The 13,839-nt window shown below is 56.2% G+C and carries 17 protein-coding genes; 9 read left to right on the top strand and 8 right to left on the bottom strand.

Translation table 11 applies throughout. The features are described from left to right. Positions 1–124 precede the first annotated feature (124 nt). Complete coding sequence (gene sfnG / locus ACI2JR_RS26580) at positions 125–1,222, bottom strand: dimethylsulfone monooxygenase SfnG (RefSeq protein WP_132730077.1); 1,098 nt, start codon at positions 1,220–1,222, stop codon at positions 125–127. Between the two features lie 636 nt (positions 1,223–1,858). Between sfnG and ACI2JR_RS26575 the strand changes: the two genes are divergently transcribed. The 9 genes from ACI2JR_RS26575 to ACI2JR_RS26535 all read left to right on the top strand — a co-directional run bounded on the left by ACI2JR_RS26575 (position 1,859) and on the right by ACI2JR_RS26535 (position 9,789). After that, positions 1,859–2,179, top strand: coding sequence for a hypothetical protein (locus ACI2JR_RS26575; protein WP_132730076.1), 321 nt, complete (start codon positions 1,859–1,861; stop codon positions 2,177–2,179). Positions 2,180–2,555: 376 nt separating this feature from the next. Further along, positions 2,556–3,374 (top strand): transporter substrate-binding domain-containing protein, encoded by an 819-nt coding sequence (locus ACI2JR_RS26570; RefSeq protein WP_165905730.1) that lies wholly within the window; start codon positions 2,556–2,558, stop codon positions 3,372–3,374. Positions 3,375–3,381: 7 nt separating this feature from the next. Continuing rightward, complete coding sequence (locus ACI2JR_RS26565; RefSeq protein ID WP_462479888.1) at positions 3,382–4,044, top strand: ABC transporter permease subunit; 663 nt, start codon at positions 3,382–3,384, stop codon at positions 4,042–4,044. Beyond that, entirely contained in the window at positions 4,041–4,682 is a 642-nt protein-coding gene (locus ACI2JR_RS26560; RefSeq protein WP_132730074.1) for an amino acid ABC transporter permease, read from the top strand. The genes ACI2JR_RS26565 and ACI2JR_RS26560 overlap by 4 nt, the downstream gene beginning before the upstream one ends. Before the next feature lie 31 nt (positions 4,683–4,713). Next, on the top strand, positions 4,714–5,499 hold the full coding sequence (locus tag ACI2JR_RS26555; RefSeq protein WP_132730096.1) for an amino acid ABC transporter ATP-binding protein: 786 nt from the start codon (positions 4,714–4,716) through the stop codon (positions 5,497–5,499). After that, a complete protein-coding gene (locus ACI2JR_RS26550; RefSeq protein ID WP_462479887.1) occupies positions 5,496–6,749 on the top strand; it encodes a M20 family metallo-hydrolase in 1,254 nt (417 codons plus the stop codon). Before ACI2JR_RS26555 ends, ACI2JR_RS26550 begins: the two co-directional genes overlap by 4 nt. Continuing rightward, positions 6,746–7,447, top strand: coding sequence for a DUF1989 domain-containing protein (locus tag ACI2JR_RS26545; protein ID WP_462479886.1), 702 nt, complete (start codon positions 6,746–6,748; stop codon positions 7,445–7,447). The genes ACI2JR_RS26550 and ACI2JR_RS26545 overlap by 4 nt, the downstream gene beginning before the upstream one ends. Positions 7,448–7,551: 104 nt before the next feature. Continuing rightward, on the top strand, positions 7,552–8,094 hold the full coding sequence (locus tag ACI2JR_RS26540; RefSeq protein ID WP_243655221.1) for a helix-turn-helix domain-containing protein: 543 nt from the start codon (positions 7,552–7,554) through the stop codon (positions 8,092–8,094). Between the two features lie 288 nt (positions 8,095–8,382). Continuing rightward, positions 8,383–9,789, top strand: a complete 1,407-nt coding sequence (locus ACI2JR_RS26535) for a GGDEF domain-containing protein (protein WP_132730071.1) — start codon at positions 8,383–8,385, stop codon at positions 9,787–9,789. Between the two features lie 19 nt (positions 9,790–9,808). Here ACI2JR_RS26535 and ACI2JR_RS26530 read toward each other — a convergent pair whose 3' ends face one another. From ACI2JR_RS26530 to ACI2JR_RS26500, 7 genes are all read right to left on the bottom strand, one after another. Continuing rightward, a complete protein-coding gene (locus ACI2JR_RS26530; RefSeq protein ID WP_462479885.1) occupies positions 9,809–10,327 on the bottom strand; it encodes a hypothetical protein in 519 nt (172 codons plus the stop codon). 219 nt (positions 10,328–10,546) lie between these two features. Beyond that, complete coding sequence (locus ACI2JR_RS26525) at positions 10,547–10,876, bottom strand: DMT family transporter (protein WP_132730069.1); 330 nt, start codon at positions 10,874–10,876, stop codon at positions 10,547–10,549. A 17-nt stretch (positions 10,877–10,893) separates the two neighbouring features. Next, entirely contained in the window at positions 10,894–11,304 is a 411-nt protein-coding gene (locus ACI2JR_RS26520) for a DMT family transporter (protein ID WP_462479884.1), read from the bottom strand. A 14-nt stretch (positions 11,305–11,318) separates the two neighbouring features. Further along, positions 11,319–12,011, bottom strand: a complete 693-nt coding sequence (locus ACI2JR_RS26515) for a hypothetical protein (RefSeq protein ID WP_462479883.1) — start codon at positions 12,009–12,011, stop codon at positions 11,319–11,321. Positions 12,012–12,023: 12 nt separating this feature from the next. Beyond that, a complete protein-coding gene (locus tag ACI2JR_RS26510) occupies positions 12,024–12,644 on the bottom strand; it encodes a phosphate propanoyltransferase (protein WP_132730066.1) in 621 nt (206 codons plus the stop codon). After that, the gene (locus ACI2JR_RS26505) at positions 12,641–13,093 is read right to left on the bottom strand and encodes a BMC domain-containing protein (protein WP_462479882.1); all 453 of its coding nucleotides are present in this window, start codon (positions 13,091–13,093) and stop codon (positions 12,641–12,643) included. Before ACI2JR_RS26505 ends, ACI2JR_RS26510 begins: the two co-directional genes overlap by 4 nt. A gap of 11 nt (positions 13,094–13,104) precedes the next feature. Beyond that, positions 13,105–13,839 (bottom strand): glycyl-radical enzyme activating protein (locus tag ACI2JR_RS26500; RefSeq protein ID WP_462479881.1); only part of this gene is annotated, 735 nt, incomplete at its 5' end.

The raw sequence follows: 13,839 nt of genomic DNA, 5'->3' as shown, positions 1-13,839 counted from the left end.
CGATGGTAGTGTGGGGTCTCCCCATGTGAGAGTAGGGAACTGCCAGGCATCAAATCAGTAAGAAGCCCATCCTCGCGGATGGGCTTTTTGCGTTTATGATTTTTGCGTTTATGATAGTAGCCGGCTACGGTTGATAAACTGTGGCTTTCTGCTTTTCCAGCTCGCGCACCAGAGGGATGACCTCGCGGCCAAAATATGCCACCTCTTCGTGAAAATGGAGAAAAGCGAGCAGCATTAAATCCACACCCGCCCGCTTTAATTCAACGATCCGTTCGGCGATTTGCTGCGGCGTGCCGATAAGATTGGTTTTAAAACCATCGTTATACTGCACCAGATCGTCAAAAGTCGATGCGGCCCAGTTGCCTTCACCTTCCGGAGAAGACTGTCCGGCATTTTTGACCTCATGAGCGAAGCCTTTCACTGCATCCGGATTAGCTTTGGCAATGATTTCCTGCAGAACGGCCTGCGCTTCGCGTTCGCTCTCCCGGGCGATAACAAATCCATTCAGTCCCACCTTCACCCGGCGCTGGTTCACCTGCGCTTTTGTCCGGATATCTTCCGTCTGCTTACGCACCCCGTCCGGCGTGTTGCCGTTAGTAAAATACCAGTCCGACACCCTCGCGGCCATATCTCTGGCCGCACGCGAACTGCCACCCTGAAAGATCTCCGGCTGCGGATCGAGCGGTTTTGGCTTCAGCGAATAGTCGCGGAAACGATAAAAATCGCCGGCAAAGGTGAAGTGCTCCTCATTCCAGATCCCTCTCAGGCAGCGGATAAACTCTTCGGAACGTAAATAGCGCTCTTCGTGATCGAGCCAGGGTTCGCCGATCGCCTTAAACTCGCCGCGAAACCAGCCGCTAACGATATTGACCGCAATGCGCGGTCCGTACAAATGGCTGATGGTCGCAATCTGCTTTGCCGCCAGCACCGGATTCCAGGGACCGGGCAGCAGAGCGGCTATCACCTTTAATTTCGACGTGTGGCTGAGAATATCCTGTGAAAAGGTGACTGACTCATGTTGATTATCCGCGCCATAACCGGCGGTGAAACGGATTTGCGTCAGGGCATAATCAAAACCCGCCTGCTCGGCAATCTGCGCAAGCTGGCGGTTATACTCCGCGCTCCAGTGGGTCCGCTGCTCGATCTGGCTAATGACCAGCCCCCCGGAAACGTTCGGCACCCAGTAGGCGAACTGAATGGGCTTATTGATATTGTCTGACATAGAACAGCCTCTCGACGATTAAGCAGGATCAACCTGGCTATTAACGTGTCCGACTATTAGCAAATAATAGCCAGTTATTATCCATATTCCTTAATTCTCTCAATTAATAATTATTCAGACCGCTCAGGAATATAAGCAGATATAGCAATAAGCGTTCCAGCAGGATGTGCCAGGTAATTCCTTGTTTTATCATATTATTATGGAGCGATTTTTTTTACAGGCTGTGGCAATTGCAGCAGCGGGCAACACCGCTGTTGCAATTGCATCAGTGGCGTAGCGTCAGATAATGGGTTTTATGTCAGGCGGTAGGGCATTTTTATGGCGGGAAAATAAATCCAGCTGTCGTAGCAGGATATTTTATAGATTTATTATTTAATATTCTGGTGGTGAATTAGTGCTTCCCGGCGTAATAAAACGGCCAGAAAAAGAATGGTATTCTGCTCGTTTATTTCATGATGCGGTTAGCATAAATGGCCCTGATTACTGGACTTTCTGGCGGAAATGCCTTAATTTCCTTAACAAAATCTTAACTGCAAAAGAATCAGAGTTAAAAAGCATGACATTGCGAATCAGGGAGAATTGCCTGGAGTGCAGTCGCCTGGATCATCCGTATGGACGACAACCGCAGGAGAAGGAATGAAAAACCTGCTTAACTGGTCGCCATTACGCCAGCTCATCAGGGGGATTCAGGAACGTTTTACCTTTCTGGTTTTGCTGTGCTGGCCGGCAATCATCTGGCTGGTTTGCAGACTGTTTGTCTGGCTCACCGACAGCGCGCTTGATCTCATGGGCCGCTCCGCCGCACGCTCCTTTACCGTCTATCTGCAGCCCTATATGACACTGAGTACGTTGTTGCGTATCTCTCTGAGTTGGGTAGCGCTGTTATTTATTTTGTTCGGCATGGCGATGGGCTTTACCTGGTTGCTGCGCCGCTTTATGAACCGCAACAGCCCATAGTTTTCGCCAGGGCAGGCCGCGATGGTTTCATCCTAAAAACCCCTCTTTTTATCTGTGCCAGCGGGCGTTTCTCACGCCACACAAACAGAGACGTTAATATCCTATCCCGTGCGGCTATGCACTGCGAACGTGCAGCGGCGGCATTGATTTTGTGCATCGCTATTTTTTAGCGCCCGCCAGCACGATCTATCTTCACACCCTGAATTTATATATTTTTATATTTATCAATATGTTGATTTTATTTTTGCCGCTTTGAAGTGGTTGGCACATTTCATGCTTTTGTCATTTTGTTCAAGTTACTTGACTAAAGTTCAAACCACTTTCAGAGAGCGAACCCATGAAACCGAGCCATTTTTGCCTACCCGCCTGTTGGGCGATGCTGATATCCGCCAGCGTTTTTTCGTCTGCCGCCTTTAGCGCCGATCTTTTGCAACGCATTAAGGAAGCGAAGGTGATAACGGTGGCCACCGAAGCGCGCTATGCCCCGTTTGAATATGTCGATAACGGTAAAATCGTCGGCTACGACGTGGATCTGATGAACCATATCTTCGAAAAGTCGCTCCCTGGGGTAAAGGTTAAACAGCTGGATCTTCCCTTTCAGGGCATTCTCCCGGGACTGGATGCCGGGAAATTCGATTTTGTGGTTACGGCAGTGACGGTAAACAAACAGCGGGTTGAGCATTTCGCCTTTACTGCGCCGGTGGCGGAATCGACGGTCGCTCTGTTGAAACGGGCGGATGATAGCACCATCCATGCCCCGGCAGACCTGAACGGTAAAGTGGTCGGCTCACAGGCAGGATCGGGCCAGCTACAGGTTTTGCAGTCCTTCGATGAGGCGCTGCGCGCGGACGGCAAACCGGGCATTAAAGAGATCAAACAGTATGTCGCGTTTGATGAAGCCTATGCCGACCTCGCCTCTCATCGTCTGGATGGCGTAGCCCAATCGCTTTCCAACCTCGGACCACTGATTAAAACGCGGCCAGGCGTGTTCGCGACTTTACCGGAAATGCTTGGCCCACAGACCTACTTCGGCTGGGTAGGGCGCAAGGATGCCGACAGCGCGTCGCTGGTGAAATTGATTAGCGACGGGATCGTCGAGGCCAACCGTGACGGAACGATGAACGCGCTTCAGCAAAAATGGTTCGGTTTCACTATGGCCATTCCAGCAACCGACATGCCTGCTCCGGCGCTGTGAGCCGCTGATGATGACGGATTTCATTACAAGCTTTGTCCGCTGGCTCCCGGTGTTGCTGGAAGGGGCATTAACGACGGCAACGCTGTGCCTGATGGCGATGGCGTCCGGATTTATCGTGGGGATAGGCGTCTGGCGCCTGTCGAGAAGTCCGTTACGGGTATATCGCAATGTGGCCCATGGATGGGTCAGCCTGTTTCGCGGCACTCCGGTGCTGGTCCAGCTCTTACTCTGCTTTTATCTGCCTTCCCGGCTCGGGCTGGATATTCCCGGTTTTTTGGCGGCGGCTCTCGCGCTGACCCTTAATACGGCAGCCTATCAGTCGCAGATCCTGCAAAGCGGGTTTGCCAGCCTTGCTCCGGGCCAGATGGAAGCGGCGGCTATCTGTGGTCTCACGCCGCGGCAAATTTTATGGCGCATTCAGGTACCGCAGGTGGTTCGCGCCACCTTACCGTCATTGATCTCTGAACTGATTGACGTGGTGAAGGCTTCGGCGGTGGTGTCGGTGATTGCGTTGACCGACCTGATGCGGGTTGGGCAGCAACTAGCGTCCGCGACCTATCAACCGCTACAGGTGTATCTGGCCGTGGCGTTGGTATATTTGCTGCTAACCAGCCTGTTAGCCCTGCTGGGACGCCAGGCGGAGCGGCACTGGCAGAGGGAGCAACGATGAGCGAACTCGCGCAGTATCTGCCTGATTATCTGCAGGCGCTAGGCGTGACCCTGTGGCTCAGCTTGTGCGCCGCGTTCGGCGGTATGGCCCTGGGGTTTGCCATGAATGGCCTGTGCCGCAAGAGCGGGCTGGCTTTTCGTCTATGGCGTACCTATGTCTGGATCATCCGCGGTACGCCGTTCCTGGCGCAACTGGCGGTTATCTATTTCGGCCTGCCTTCGATCGGCGTCATGCTCAGCGCCGTCGAAGCCACGATCCTGTCTCTGATGCTCTATAGCGCGGCCTATTTTAGCGAAATATTTCGCGCGGCGTGGAACAGCATCCCACCGGGACAGAGAGAGGCCGCGCTAGCGAATAATATCTCCCCGCTACGCTGCTTCTGGCATATCCAGACGCCGCAGGCCGTGCGCTTTGCGCTGCCGCTGCTCGGCAACCAGTTTATTCTGACCATCAAAGAAAGCGCCATCGCCTCGATCATTACCGTACCAGAATTGACCATGACGACGAGTCAGATTGTCGCCAACACCTATAGCTACATTCTGCCGTACACCCTGCTGATCATCAGCTACTGGCTTCTCGCCCAGGGCGTGAGTCTGGGCGTCAGAACGCTGAGCTATGTATTAAGAACCGGAGAATAATGTGAGCAATACATCCGCACCCGTGCTTGAAATGCGTCATGTAGGCAAGTCATTCGCCAACCACGTGGTCCTGAATGATATCAATCTGAGCGTCCATCACGGGGAGATTGTGACGCTGATCGGTCCCTCGGGTTCCGGGAAGACGACCGCGCTACGCTGCATGAACTTTCTCGAAGCCTATGACCACGGCGAGGTGCTGATTAAAGGGCAGCTCCTCGGCTATTCCGGCCCGCAGCGAGGCCCGGCGCATGTCGACAGCCCTGGTCTGATTGCGGAGGTGCGCAAGCCTCTGGCGATGGTCTTTCAGCAGTTCAATCTCTGGCCGCATATGACCGTCCTGGAAAACGTCGTCGCGCCATTGGTGTTGGGGAAAAAGATGCCCCGACATGAGGCGAAGCAAGCGGCTATGTCCGCGCTCGCCCGCGTCGGCATGGCGCAAAAATCTGATGACTGGCCGGTACGATTGTCCGGCGGGCAGCAGCAGCGGGTAGGGATTGCCCGCGCCCTGGCGCTCAACCCGGAATTACTGCTGTTGGATGAGCCTACCTCCGCCCTCGATCCGGAACGCGTTGAAGAGGTTCTCGACGTCATCCGCGCTCTGGCCGGGCAGGGCATGACCATGGTGATGGTGACTCATGAAATGGCCTTTGCCGCGCATATTTCTTCGCGGCTGGTGTTTATGGCCGATGGCCGCATCATCGAGAGCGGGACGCCGCGGCAGATGTTTACCCAGCCGCAGAGCGAACGGTTGCGCAGTTTCCTCGCGCCGCTGTTTCGTCGTCCATTACAAACGGAAGAGCTGGAGAAATTAGCATGAAGGAAGCCAGTTTACGGGCCGCCCGTTATCTGGATGAGTCCTGGCTCAATCAGCTGCTGGCGCAGCTTGCCGGGTTTGGCAAACTGGCCAACGGCGGCGTCGATCGCCAGGCGCTGAGCGAAGTGGAACTTGAGGCGCGCGCCTGGCTTATCGCTCTCGCGCGTGAACTTGGCTGTGAGGTCTACCGCGACGCGGCGGCAAACCTGTTTTTCCGGCGCGCCGGGCGTTTGCCTCTGCCGCCGGTGAGTACCGGCAGTCATATCGATACGCAGCCCTGCGGCGGTAATTATGACGGCTGCTATGGGGTTATCGCCGGGCTGGCGTGCCTGAAGGCGTTGAATGACGCGCAGGTGGAGACGGAACGCCCGATCGAAGTGGTGATCTGGACTAACGAAGAGGGAAGCCGTTTCGCGCCTGGCGCGATGGGATCCAGCGCTTTTGTCGATCCCGCGCGGCTGGCTCGCTATCTCGTGACCGTTGGCGAAGATGGCGTGCCATTTCGCGAGGCGTTAGCGCGTCATCAGCAGCGTTTCGCTGACATTCCACAACGGCCAAATCGGGAGATGGCTGGCTTTGTGGAGCTGCATATCGAACAGGGGCCGGTACTGGAAGCGCGTGATTTGTCCCTGGCGGTGGTGCAAGGTATCCAGGGCGTGCGCTGGTATCAGGTGACCTGTCAGGGGATATCGGCGCATGCGGGAACCACGCCGATGACACTTCGTCAGGATGCGATGAGCCTGGCGCGGGAACTAGCGGCACGCATTGAAAACGCAATGTGTGATGCCGACGATACACAGTTGCGCATCACTTTCGGTCGCTGGCAGATTACCCCGAACGCCATCAACACGATCCCTTCCTGCGTAAGCTTTACCCTGGATTTTCGCCATCCCGCAAGGGAAACGCTAGCCCGACTTGATACGTTGATGGCTGGGCTTGTCTGTGAACGGGTGAATGTTGACGCGCTATTAGCTAAAGCGCCGGTCACCTTTGATCCTCACATGAACCATGTTTTGAAAAACGCCGGCAATGCGCTGGATATTGCGCATATGGAGCTGCTGTCCGGCGCGTTTCATGACGCGATGAATCTGGCGGAGCACTGTCCCACCAGCATGTTATTTGTCCCCAGCCGTCAAGGCATTAGCCATAACCCGGCTGAATATACTGACCCGCGCTCGTTGGCCGCTGGCGCTCGTACCTTAGCCTGCGCTCTGACTGAGCTTTCCTGTACCATCGAAGGAGTTTATCCATGACTGCGATCACCCACTTCCCAACCTGCTGCGAACCAGACAACGGCGATGCCCTGGGCGTGAATCCAACGGCAACGACACCGATTTCACCCGATGGCGCGCCGGTGATTAACGAGCTCTACACCATCCCGCCGCGCTGCGGCCGCGCCGTACTTCTGCAAAAGGGCCAGCTGATTCGCATCATTAACAGCCCGGGAAGCCAGGTTTGCGATACCTGGTTTTTTAACCGCGCCGATCTTAGCGAGTTCGCCTCGATGGAGCATACCCGCGCGTTTATCGACAAAATTATTCCGCAGCCGGGAGATGTGCTGGCGACCAACCATCGTCGGGCTATTGCAACGTTGCTGACCGATACCTCGCCTGGCGTGCACGATACGCTGATCGCTGCCTGCGACCTGTATCGCTATAGTAATATGGGGATTAACGAGTACCACGACAGTTGCGCGGATAACATGCGTATGGCGCTGAAGGCGATTGGGCTACGCGCTCGCGAAGTTCCACAGCCGCTGAATCTGTGGATGAACACGCCGGTAAATCCTGACTACACCATTTCCTGGTTGCCCACGGTAAGCAAAGCAGGTGATTATGTAGAGATTCGCGCTGAGCTGGACTGTGTGGTGGTGATGTCCGCGTGTCCGCAGGACATTGTGCCGATCAACGGTTGTTCGCCGAAAGAGATTCAATTTGTCGTAATGGCGTGATTGATAATATTCGGGCCCGCCGGTCGCGGGCCTGTTGCTGGCCTTAATGAACCTTATCCATGAAAAAAAATACAGACCTAAAATCTTCAGGTACGCGCCTGGGAATGCGATTGCGTCATGCCAGGCTGGTACAGGAAATGACGCTTAAACAGCTGGCGCAGAAGGTGGGTTGTTCGGAAAGTTTGCTCTCAAAACTGGAAAATGAAGCGGCCAGCCCCTCCCTGGCGATGCTCCACCGGCTGGCCAAAGCGCTGGATACCAGTATTGCCGATCTGATGGCGGAAGACTGGGTGGCCGACGTTCCGGTACTCAAACCGACGCAGCGTCACCGTAAACGCTTTCTGCAACGCAATAAAAAAGGGGGAATTGAGCTGGAGAACCTGACCTGGCACCACAAGGGCGGGTTGCTGCAGGGCAATATTCATATTATCGAACCCGGAGTCGCCAGCGATGGCCTTATTGAGCACCACGGCGAAGAGATGGGCTATGTGCTGGAGGGAGAGCTGGAGTTGCGCCTCGGTGACGATGTATGGCGACTGGAGCAGGGCGATTCCTTTTATTTCCCAAGCCAGGTCCCTCATGGCTATCGTAACGTCGGCACTGTGGTCGCCAAAGTGCTTTGGGTGAATACCCCCGTCACCTTCTGAACGCTTCAGGGGGCGGCCTGCCCCTGGAGACCGGGACGTGGCTCTGCTCCCTCTGGCCTCCGGCCATCATCAGCCATCCCGATCCTCGCCGCTACCGTAGTTAGACGGCGCCCTCCCGCCGTGACGCTATCCGCATGGAAATTACGGGAATGGCGGGCGTACCGGAACCGAGGATCGCCTGGGGAGAAAAGCAGCGCTGCTGCATTTTCAATCTGGTTGACCCTGACGAACTGTTGTATGATCTTTGCCCCCTGAAAAGCGACCTACGCCCGGCGAGTGCTTTATCCAATGAACGATGAAAGCAAAAAATATATCTCCGTTATTTTTAAGGAATGGCTGCCGCTGTACGACGGTCTGAGCGCGGAAGTCAAAGCCGTCCTGCAAAATATCGCCGCTGAGCAGGCGCAAGCGCTGGCGGCGCGCTTTTATGACTTTATTTTTCAGGATCCTGATATTGCCCGCCACCTGACTTATGATCTGGTGCAGGAACGCCTCAGCCGTTCACTGGCGGTGTGGGTCAAGGATATCCTGACCAGCGATAAGGAGCAGCTGCAGGCGCTGGCAGAGCGGCAGTATCATATTGGCAGCATTCACGCGCGCATCGGTATCCCGGCGGAGGCCGTACTGCGCGGCGCACGTCAGCTCAAGGCCGGGCTGATTGAATATGTCCGTGACAGCGATATCGACCACCAGACCGGGATGGCGACCATCCACTACGCGGTGATGGCGATTAATATGGCGATCGAGATGATGTGCCATGCCTACACCCTATCGCACTATCGGGCGACCAAAAATGAAGAGGCTTTTCGCCTGTATAGCCTGATGGACAATGTGCCGATGGAATATGGTAAACAGCAGGCTTCACTCTCCGGATGGGAAAATAGCGCAATTTTTAATATCGTCAGTGAAAATAAGAGCGATATGAATGCGACGTTATTATCGGAGTCAGAATTTGGCCTGTGGTTCCGTCATAAATGCGTGCGCTATTTTAATAAAAATACCCAGATGGAAGAGATTACCGGCTTAATTAGCCAGGTCGATCGTTTAATTACCGGCTGGAAATCATCGAACGGCGATGCAGAATATAAAAATACGCAAAGCCTGCTGCAGGGGATCCACATTCATTGTCAGCAGATCGGCAACCAGCTAGGGGTTATCTTCAGCAGCCTGTCGCAGATGCAGAGCGGCAAAGATTCTCTGACCAGCCTGTTAAACCGTCGCTATCTCCCGGTGGTCCTCAAGCACGAGGTCACGCTCGCCATGGAACATGAGCTGCCGATGACGGTAGCGATTGTGGATATCGACCATTTCAAAGAGATCAATGATAGCTGGGGCCATATGGTGGGCGACCGGGCGATCAAGCACGTTGCCGGCCTGCTCGGGGATAATATCCGTTCCAGCGATTACATCTTCCGCTATGGCGGTGAGGAGTTTCTGCTGGTTCTGGTGGAAACCGGTGCGGCCGAGGCCTTCACGCTCCTTGAACACCTGCGCAAAACTATCCGCCAGCTCTCGTTTAACGTTGGCGGCGAGACCGATATCGCGATTACCGCCAGCATCGGCTATGCCGTGCATACCGGTCATCCGGATTACAACCGGCTGCTGCGTGACGCCGACAGCGCGCTGTACGTTGCCAAGCGCAGCGGGCGCGACTGTGTGAAGATGTATGAGGGTGGGCACGACCCGCAATGCTAAAGCGCCGTGCCACTGGCGTTCAGAACAGTACCGGTAGCCCCAGCCCACGTTTCACTTCATGCAGCGTCTGCTGTGTGAGGTGATGCGCCCGTTCGCTGCCCTGACGCAGCAATTCCAGCAGCATGCCTTTCTCGGCAATAATCGTCGCCCGGCGTTCGCGTATCGGCGCCAGTAGCGTCTGCAGGCAATCCTCCAGCTCGTTTTTACACTGCCGGTCTCCCAGGCCACCGCGCTGGTAGTGGGCCTTCATATCGGCAATCAGCGAGTTATCCTGGTGGAAGGCATCAAGATAAGTAAAGACGACATTGCCTTCGCTTTGGCCGGGATCGGCGATCCGCAGATGGCGCGGATTGCAGACAAATCGTCGTTTTTGCGGATCGCTGCCGTTATCCGTGAGCCCCTGCAGGTCGGCCACGAGAATAAATTGCCGATGATCGTGCTGAAGCTGGGCCCGCTGGCGCAGAGAGCCTACGTAGTGGCCGGGGTGCAGCTGGCCGGTGGGACGGTCGCCGGTCAGTATGGTAGGTGTGGTATTCATCAGAGACTCCTTACCGTGCGATTAAGCCGAAAGACGTCACTGAGAAACAACAAAGCCGCCTTCCGGCGGCTTTGAAAATGGAAACGAAAATCGTGCCGCCTGTTATGCAGGCAGCCACCAACGACATGGGCGGGCGATGACGACGATTCTGTTCATACGGTTATCCTGCTGCCATGAAACGGGCGTGGGGTAAACCCATGCCCGGGTTACCGTCTGCGCTTACATCGTGGAGAAGACGTTCATGATGATGCCGCCGGAGATGATCAGCAGCATGGCGAAGATCGCCGGCAGATCCGGTTTTTGCTTATACAGGATCATGGAGCAGATGGTGACGCCGACAATGCCAAATCCGCACCACAGCGAATAGGCCACTCCTACCGGAATGGTGCTCATCGCGCGGGTGAGGGCGAAATAGCATAGCGCGTAGGCGCAGACCACCAGCACCGACGGCGCCAGCTTGCTAAAGCCGTTGGTTTTTTTGATCATTGAGGTGCCGGTAATTTCTGAGCCGATGGACAGCGCCAGCCATAAGAATCCGAGATTAAACATATGCTATTCCTTTCCTGTTAGTTGGCGATCTTTTTATCCAGAGCAGTAACCGGCTCGGAGGGCATGTCGGCGCTCTCCTCGCTGCCCATTTTAGAAAACAGATTCATGATAACGATGCCGCTGGCGATTACCGCCATGCCGATAATGGCCGCGGTATCCGGATGCTGGTCGTAAAACGCCATCCCCAGCGTCGACACCACCAGAATACCGGTGCCGGACCAGGTGGCGTACGCCAGGCCGACGGGAATATCTTTTACCGCCCGGGACAGCGAGTAGTAGCAGGTGCAGTACAGCGCCACCAGCAGCCCGAGCAGCAGCATTTTGGTTACCCCTTCGCTGCTACCGAACATTTTGAGCGTCGAAGTTGCGGAGGTTTCCGAGAGGATAACCAGCAGCATCCATAGCCAACATTTTGTTTTAGAAGACATAATAAACTCCGGATCTATTTATTAAGGTAGGGTTCTTTTTTTCTGTTTTTTAAAAAATCGATAGCGGCATCGGTCAGGACGGCATCGGGAGCGGAAGCCAGCGCCGGATTATTCACCATGTCTGTGACGGTGAGATAACGACGCGGCGCGGCCGCCGGAACCTGCGGGCCTGTTTCCGCTCCCGCAGCCAGCTTCGCCAGCAGCTCATGGATGGTGCACAGCGTGACCCCGCACTCTTCCAGCCGGGCAAGGGTGGACCGCAGATGGCTGGCGTAAGGCGTATTGCTCGCCGCGCCGCGCAGCTGGTTCAGTTCGCTGTCAGGATCGCAGTGATAACGTAATGCCAGCACCGGCAGGCCAGCCAGCAGCGCGTCGTGCAGCCGTCTGGCGAGCGGGCGGTGCACAGCCCCGTTCAGCAGGTCCGCCGCCAGCGGGTAGTCGAGAAACGGCAGCACCACGGCCCGCCAGGCCTGCGAGGGCAGCGCCTCGTGCCAGACGGCGGAGGGGATCACCTCCCCGAGCGCCTGCCACTGCGCGGCGTCCGTTATTCCGTCATCCAGGGCGATATGCAGAGGCAGCCCGCAGCCCGCCAGACGGTTGCGGATCGCATGGCGGTAGCCAGCGGCTGGGCTGACCATCACCAGCACCGGCGGCTGTAGCCGCTGGATAATTCGCGTCACCAGGCGTTCGATTTGTTCGTCGGTCATGGCGGGCCTCCGTTAAGCGATAAGCGCGACCAGCGCGCCGTTTTTTAACCCGGCGGCGTTAGCTTCTTCGGTATCGATATGGAACTCGAGGGCAAAATCTTCCCGCACCCGGACCACCACTTCATCGAACGTCAGCTGACGCTCGCCCCGGCTGCCTACGCGCACCTTCTGCCCGTTGCTGACATGCAGCCGCCGCGCATCCTGCGGCGACATATGAATATGCCGCCAGGCGCAGATCACCTGGGAATGGAGTTCCACGTGGCCCGCCGGGCCAATCAGCAGGGCGCTGCCGGCGTTATCCAACTGCCCGGACTCGCGTACCGGCGCGTTAATCCCGAGGGTGAAGCAGTCGGCGCGGGAAATTTCCAGCTGGGTGACCGGGCGGGTGGGACCGAGGACGCGGACGTTGGTCAGCGAGCCTTTCGGCCCAACGACGGTTACGCACTCCCCGGCGGCAAACTGCCCCGGCTGGCGTAGCGCTTTCAACGGCGTCAGCGTGTAGCCCTTGCCGAAAAGCGTTTCGACATCCTGCTGCGACAGATGGACGTGGCGGTTAGAGATGCCGACCGGAATCTCCGCGGCGATGCGCGTCAGGCGGGCGGCGATTTTTTCCTGTAGCAGGGTGTCGATCATGCCTTTTTCCCTTTCTTCATCGCGGTGCCTTTATCCGCCGACTCACCGGAGGCCGGGGGCGTCGTCGGTTCGGTTTTTGCCGGCGCGGTCGGGGTGACCGCCGCAACGTTGAGGTCGCTCCCGGCCTGATCCGCTATCGGGGAGGCGAGGTTGGTGGAGGCCGCCGGGCGCGGCGGGCGGCCTTTCAGATTGCTCAGCGCCGTCACCACGCTGGGTTCCGGGCGCGCGATAACCAGTGAATTGACGTGCTGCCCCGTACCGGCGACCTCGACGCCGCGCTCAATAGCGGTGAGGATCGCGCTGATTTCACCTTCGAAACAGACGCTGACCAGCCCCGATCCGACTTTGCGATAACCAATGCAGGTCACCCCAGCGGCCTTGCAGGCGGCGTCTACGGCCTGAATGGCGGCGACTAACCCTCGCGTTTCAATTACGCCTAAACTTTTCATGTCGGCTCCTGTTAATGGCGAACTAAGCGAATATCAAAATCAAACTGCGTGAAGAACGTTTCCAGTTGGTCCAGCTCTGCCGGCGAGTAAGAGGGGTCCCGGGTAATGGGGTAGGGCATGTCCAGGCGCTCATATTTTTTGCGTCCCAACTGGTGATACGGCAGCATATCGATGCGGCGGATATTTCCGCGTTTCGCCAGCTTCTGCACATAATCAATCGCGCCGGTAATGGCGTCCCACGAATCGTTATATCCGCGTACCAGCGGCATACGCACAATCACGCTGGCGCCGGAATCCACCAGCCATTCCAGATTGCGGCGAATCCCCTCATTACCGATGCCAAACAGGGCCTTATGGTGCTGGCTATTAATTTGCTTAATATCGAATAAGAAGGTGTCGGTGACCGGCGCCAGCTTTTGATAATTCGCCAGCGGCGTGGTGCCCTGAGTTTCGATGGCGGTATTGAGCATCATCTTTTTGCATTCGCTGAACAGCGCGACGGCAAAATCGGTTTGCAGGCTCATCTCGCCGCCGCCGATGGTCACCCCGCCGCCGGAGGAGATATAGAAGTCATAATCCTGCATGATGATCGCCATCAGCTCGCTGACGGTGACATCTTTGCCCATAATATCCAGCGCGTTCTGGGTGCAAATCTCTTCGCATTGGCGACAGCCGATACAGTCTTTATTGCGGTCGACGAAGTGCTTCATCGCGCCATTTTCTTCTGCCCGATAGTGAATCCCGGC

The organism is Klebsiella sp. NPDC088457 (assembly GCF_044900465.1).
In the GTDB taxonomy this organism is placed as follows: domain Bacteria; phylum Pseudomonadota; class Gammaproteobacteria; order Enterobacterales; family Enterobacteriaceae; genus Klebsiella.
The sequence above is the reverse complement of the archived record's forward strand: the minus strand, read 5'-3'. Positions and strand labels throughout refer to the sequence as shown.

What these genes read in the sequence shown, in the direction of transcription:
- sfnG (WP_132730077.1), bottom strand. Translation starts at nt 1,222, where the DNA reads ATGTCAGACAATATCAATAAGCCCATTCAGTTCGCCTACTGGGTGCCG.
- ACI2JR_RS26575 (WP_132730076.1), top strand. Translation starts at nt 1,859, where the DNA reads ATGAAAAACCTGCTTAACTGGTCGCCATTACGCCAGCTCATCAGGGGG.
- ACI2JR_RS26570 (WP_165905730.1), top strand. Translation starts at nt 2,556, where the DNA reads ATGCTGATATCCGCCAGCGTTTTTTCGTCTGCCGCCTTTAGCGCCGAT.
- ACI2JR_RS26565 (WP_462479888.1), top strand. Translation starts at nt 3,382, where the DNA reads ATGATGACGGATTTCATTACAAGCTTTGTCCGCTGGCTCCCGGTGTTG.
- ACI2JR_RS26560 (WP_132730074.1), top strand. Translation starts at nt 4,041, where the DNA reads ATGAGCGAACTCGCGCAGTATCTGCCTGATTATCTGCAGGCGCTAGGC.
- ACI2JR_RS26555 (WP_132730096.1), top strand. Translation starts at nt 4,714, where the DNA reads ATGCGTCATGTAGGCAAGTCATTCGCCAACCACGTGGTCCTGAATGAT.
- ACI2JR_RS26550 (WP_462479887.1), top strand. Translation starts at nt 5,496, where the DNA reads ATGAAGGAAGCCAGTTTACGGGCCGCCCGTTATCTGGATGAGTCCTGG.
- ACI2JR_RS26545 (WP_462479886.1), top strand. Translation starts at nt 6,746, where the DNA reads ATGACTGCGATCACCCACTTCCCAACCTGCTGCGAACCAGACAACGGC.
- ACI2JR_RS26540 (WP_243655221.1), top strand. Translation starts at nt 7,552, where the DNA reads ATGCGATTGCGTCATGCCAGGCTGGTACAGGAAATGACGCTTAAACAG.
- ACI2JR_RS26535 (WP_132730071.1), top strand. Translation starts at nt 8,383, where the DNA reads ATGAACGATGAAAGCAAAAAATATATCTCCGTTATTTTTAAGGAATGG.
- ACI2JR_RS26530 (WP_462479885.1), bottom strand. Translation starts at nt 10,327, where the DNA reads ATGAATACCACACCTACCATACTGACCGGCGACCGTCCCACCGGCCAG.
- ACI2JR_RS26525 (WP_132730069.1), bottom strand. Translation starts at nt 10,876, where the DNA reads ATGTTTAATCTCGGATTCTTATGGCTGGCGCTGTCCATCGGCTCAGAA.
- ACI2JR_RS26520 (WP_462479884.1), bottom strand. Translation starts at nt 11,304, where the DNA reads ATGTCTTCTAAAACAAAATGTTGGCTATGGATGCTGCTGGTTATCCTC.
- ACI2JR_RS26515 (WP_462479883.1), bottom strand. Translation starts at nt 12,011, where the DNA reads ATGACCGACGAACAAATCGAACGCCTGGTGACGCGAATTATCCAGCGG.
- ACI2JR_RS26510 (WP_132730066.1), bottom strand. Translation starts at nt 12,644, where the DNA reads ATGATCGACACCCTGCTACAGGAAAAAATCGCCGCCCGCCTGACGCGC.
- ACI2JR_RS26505 (WP_462479882.1), bottom strand. Translation starts at nt 13,093, where the DNA reads ATGAAAAGTTTAGGCGTAATTGAAACGCGAGGGTTAGTCGCCGCCATT.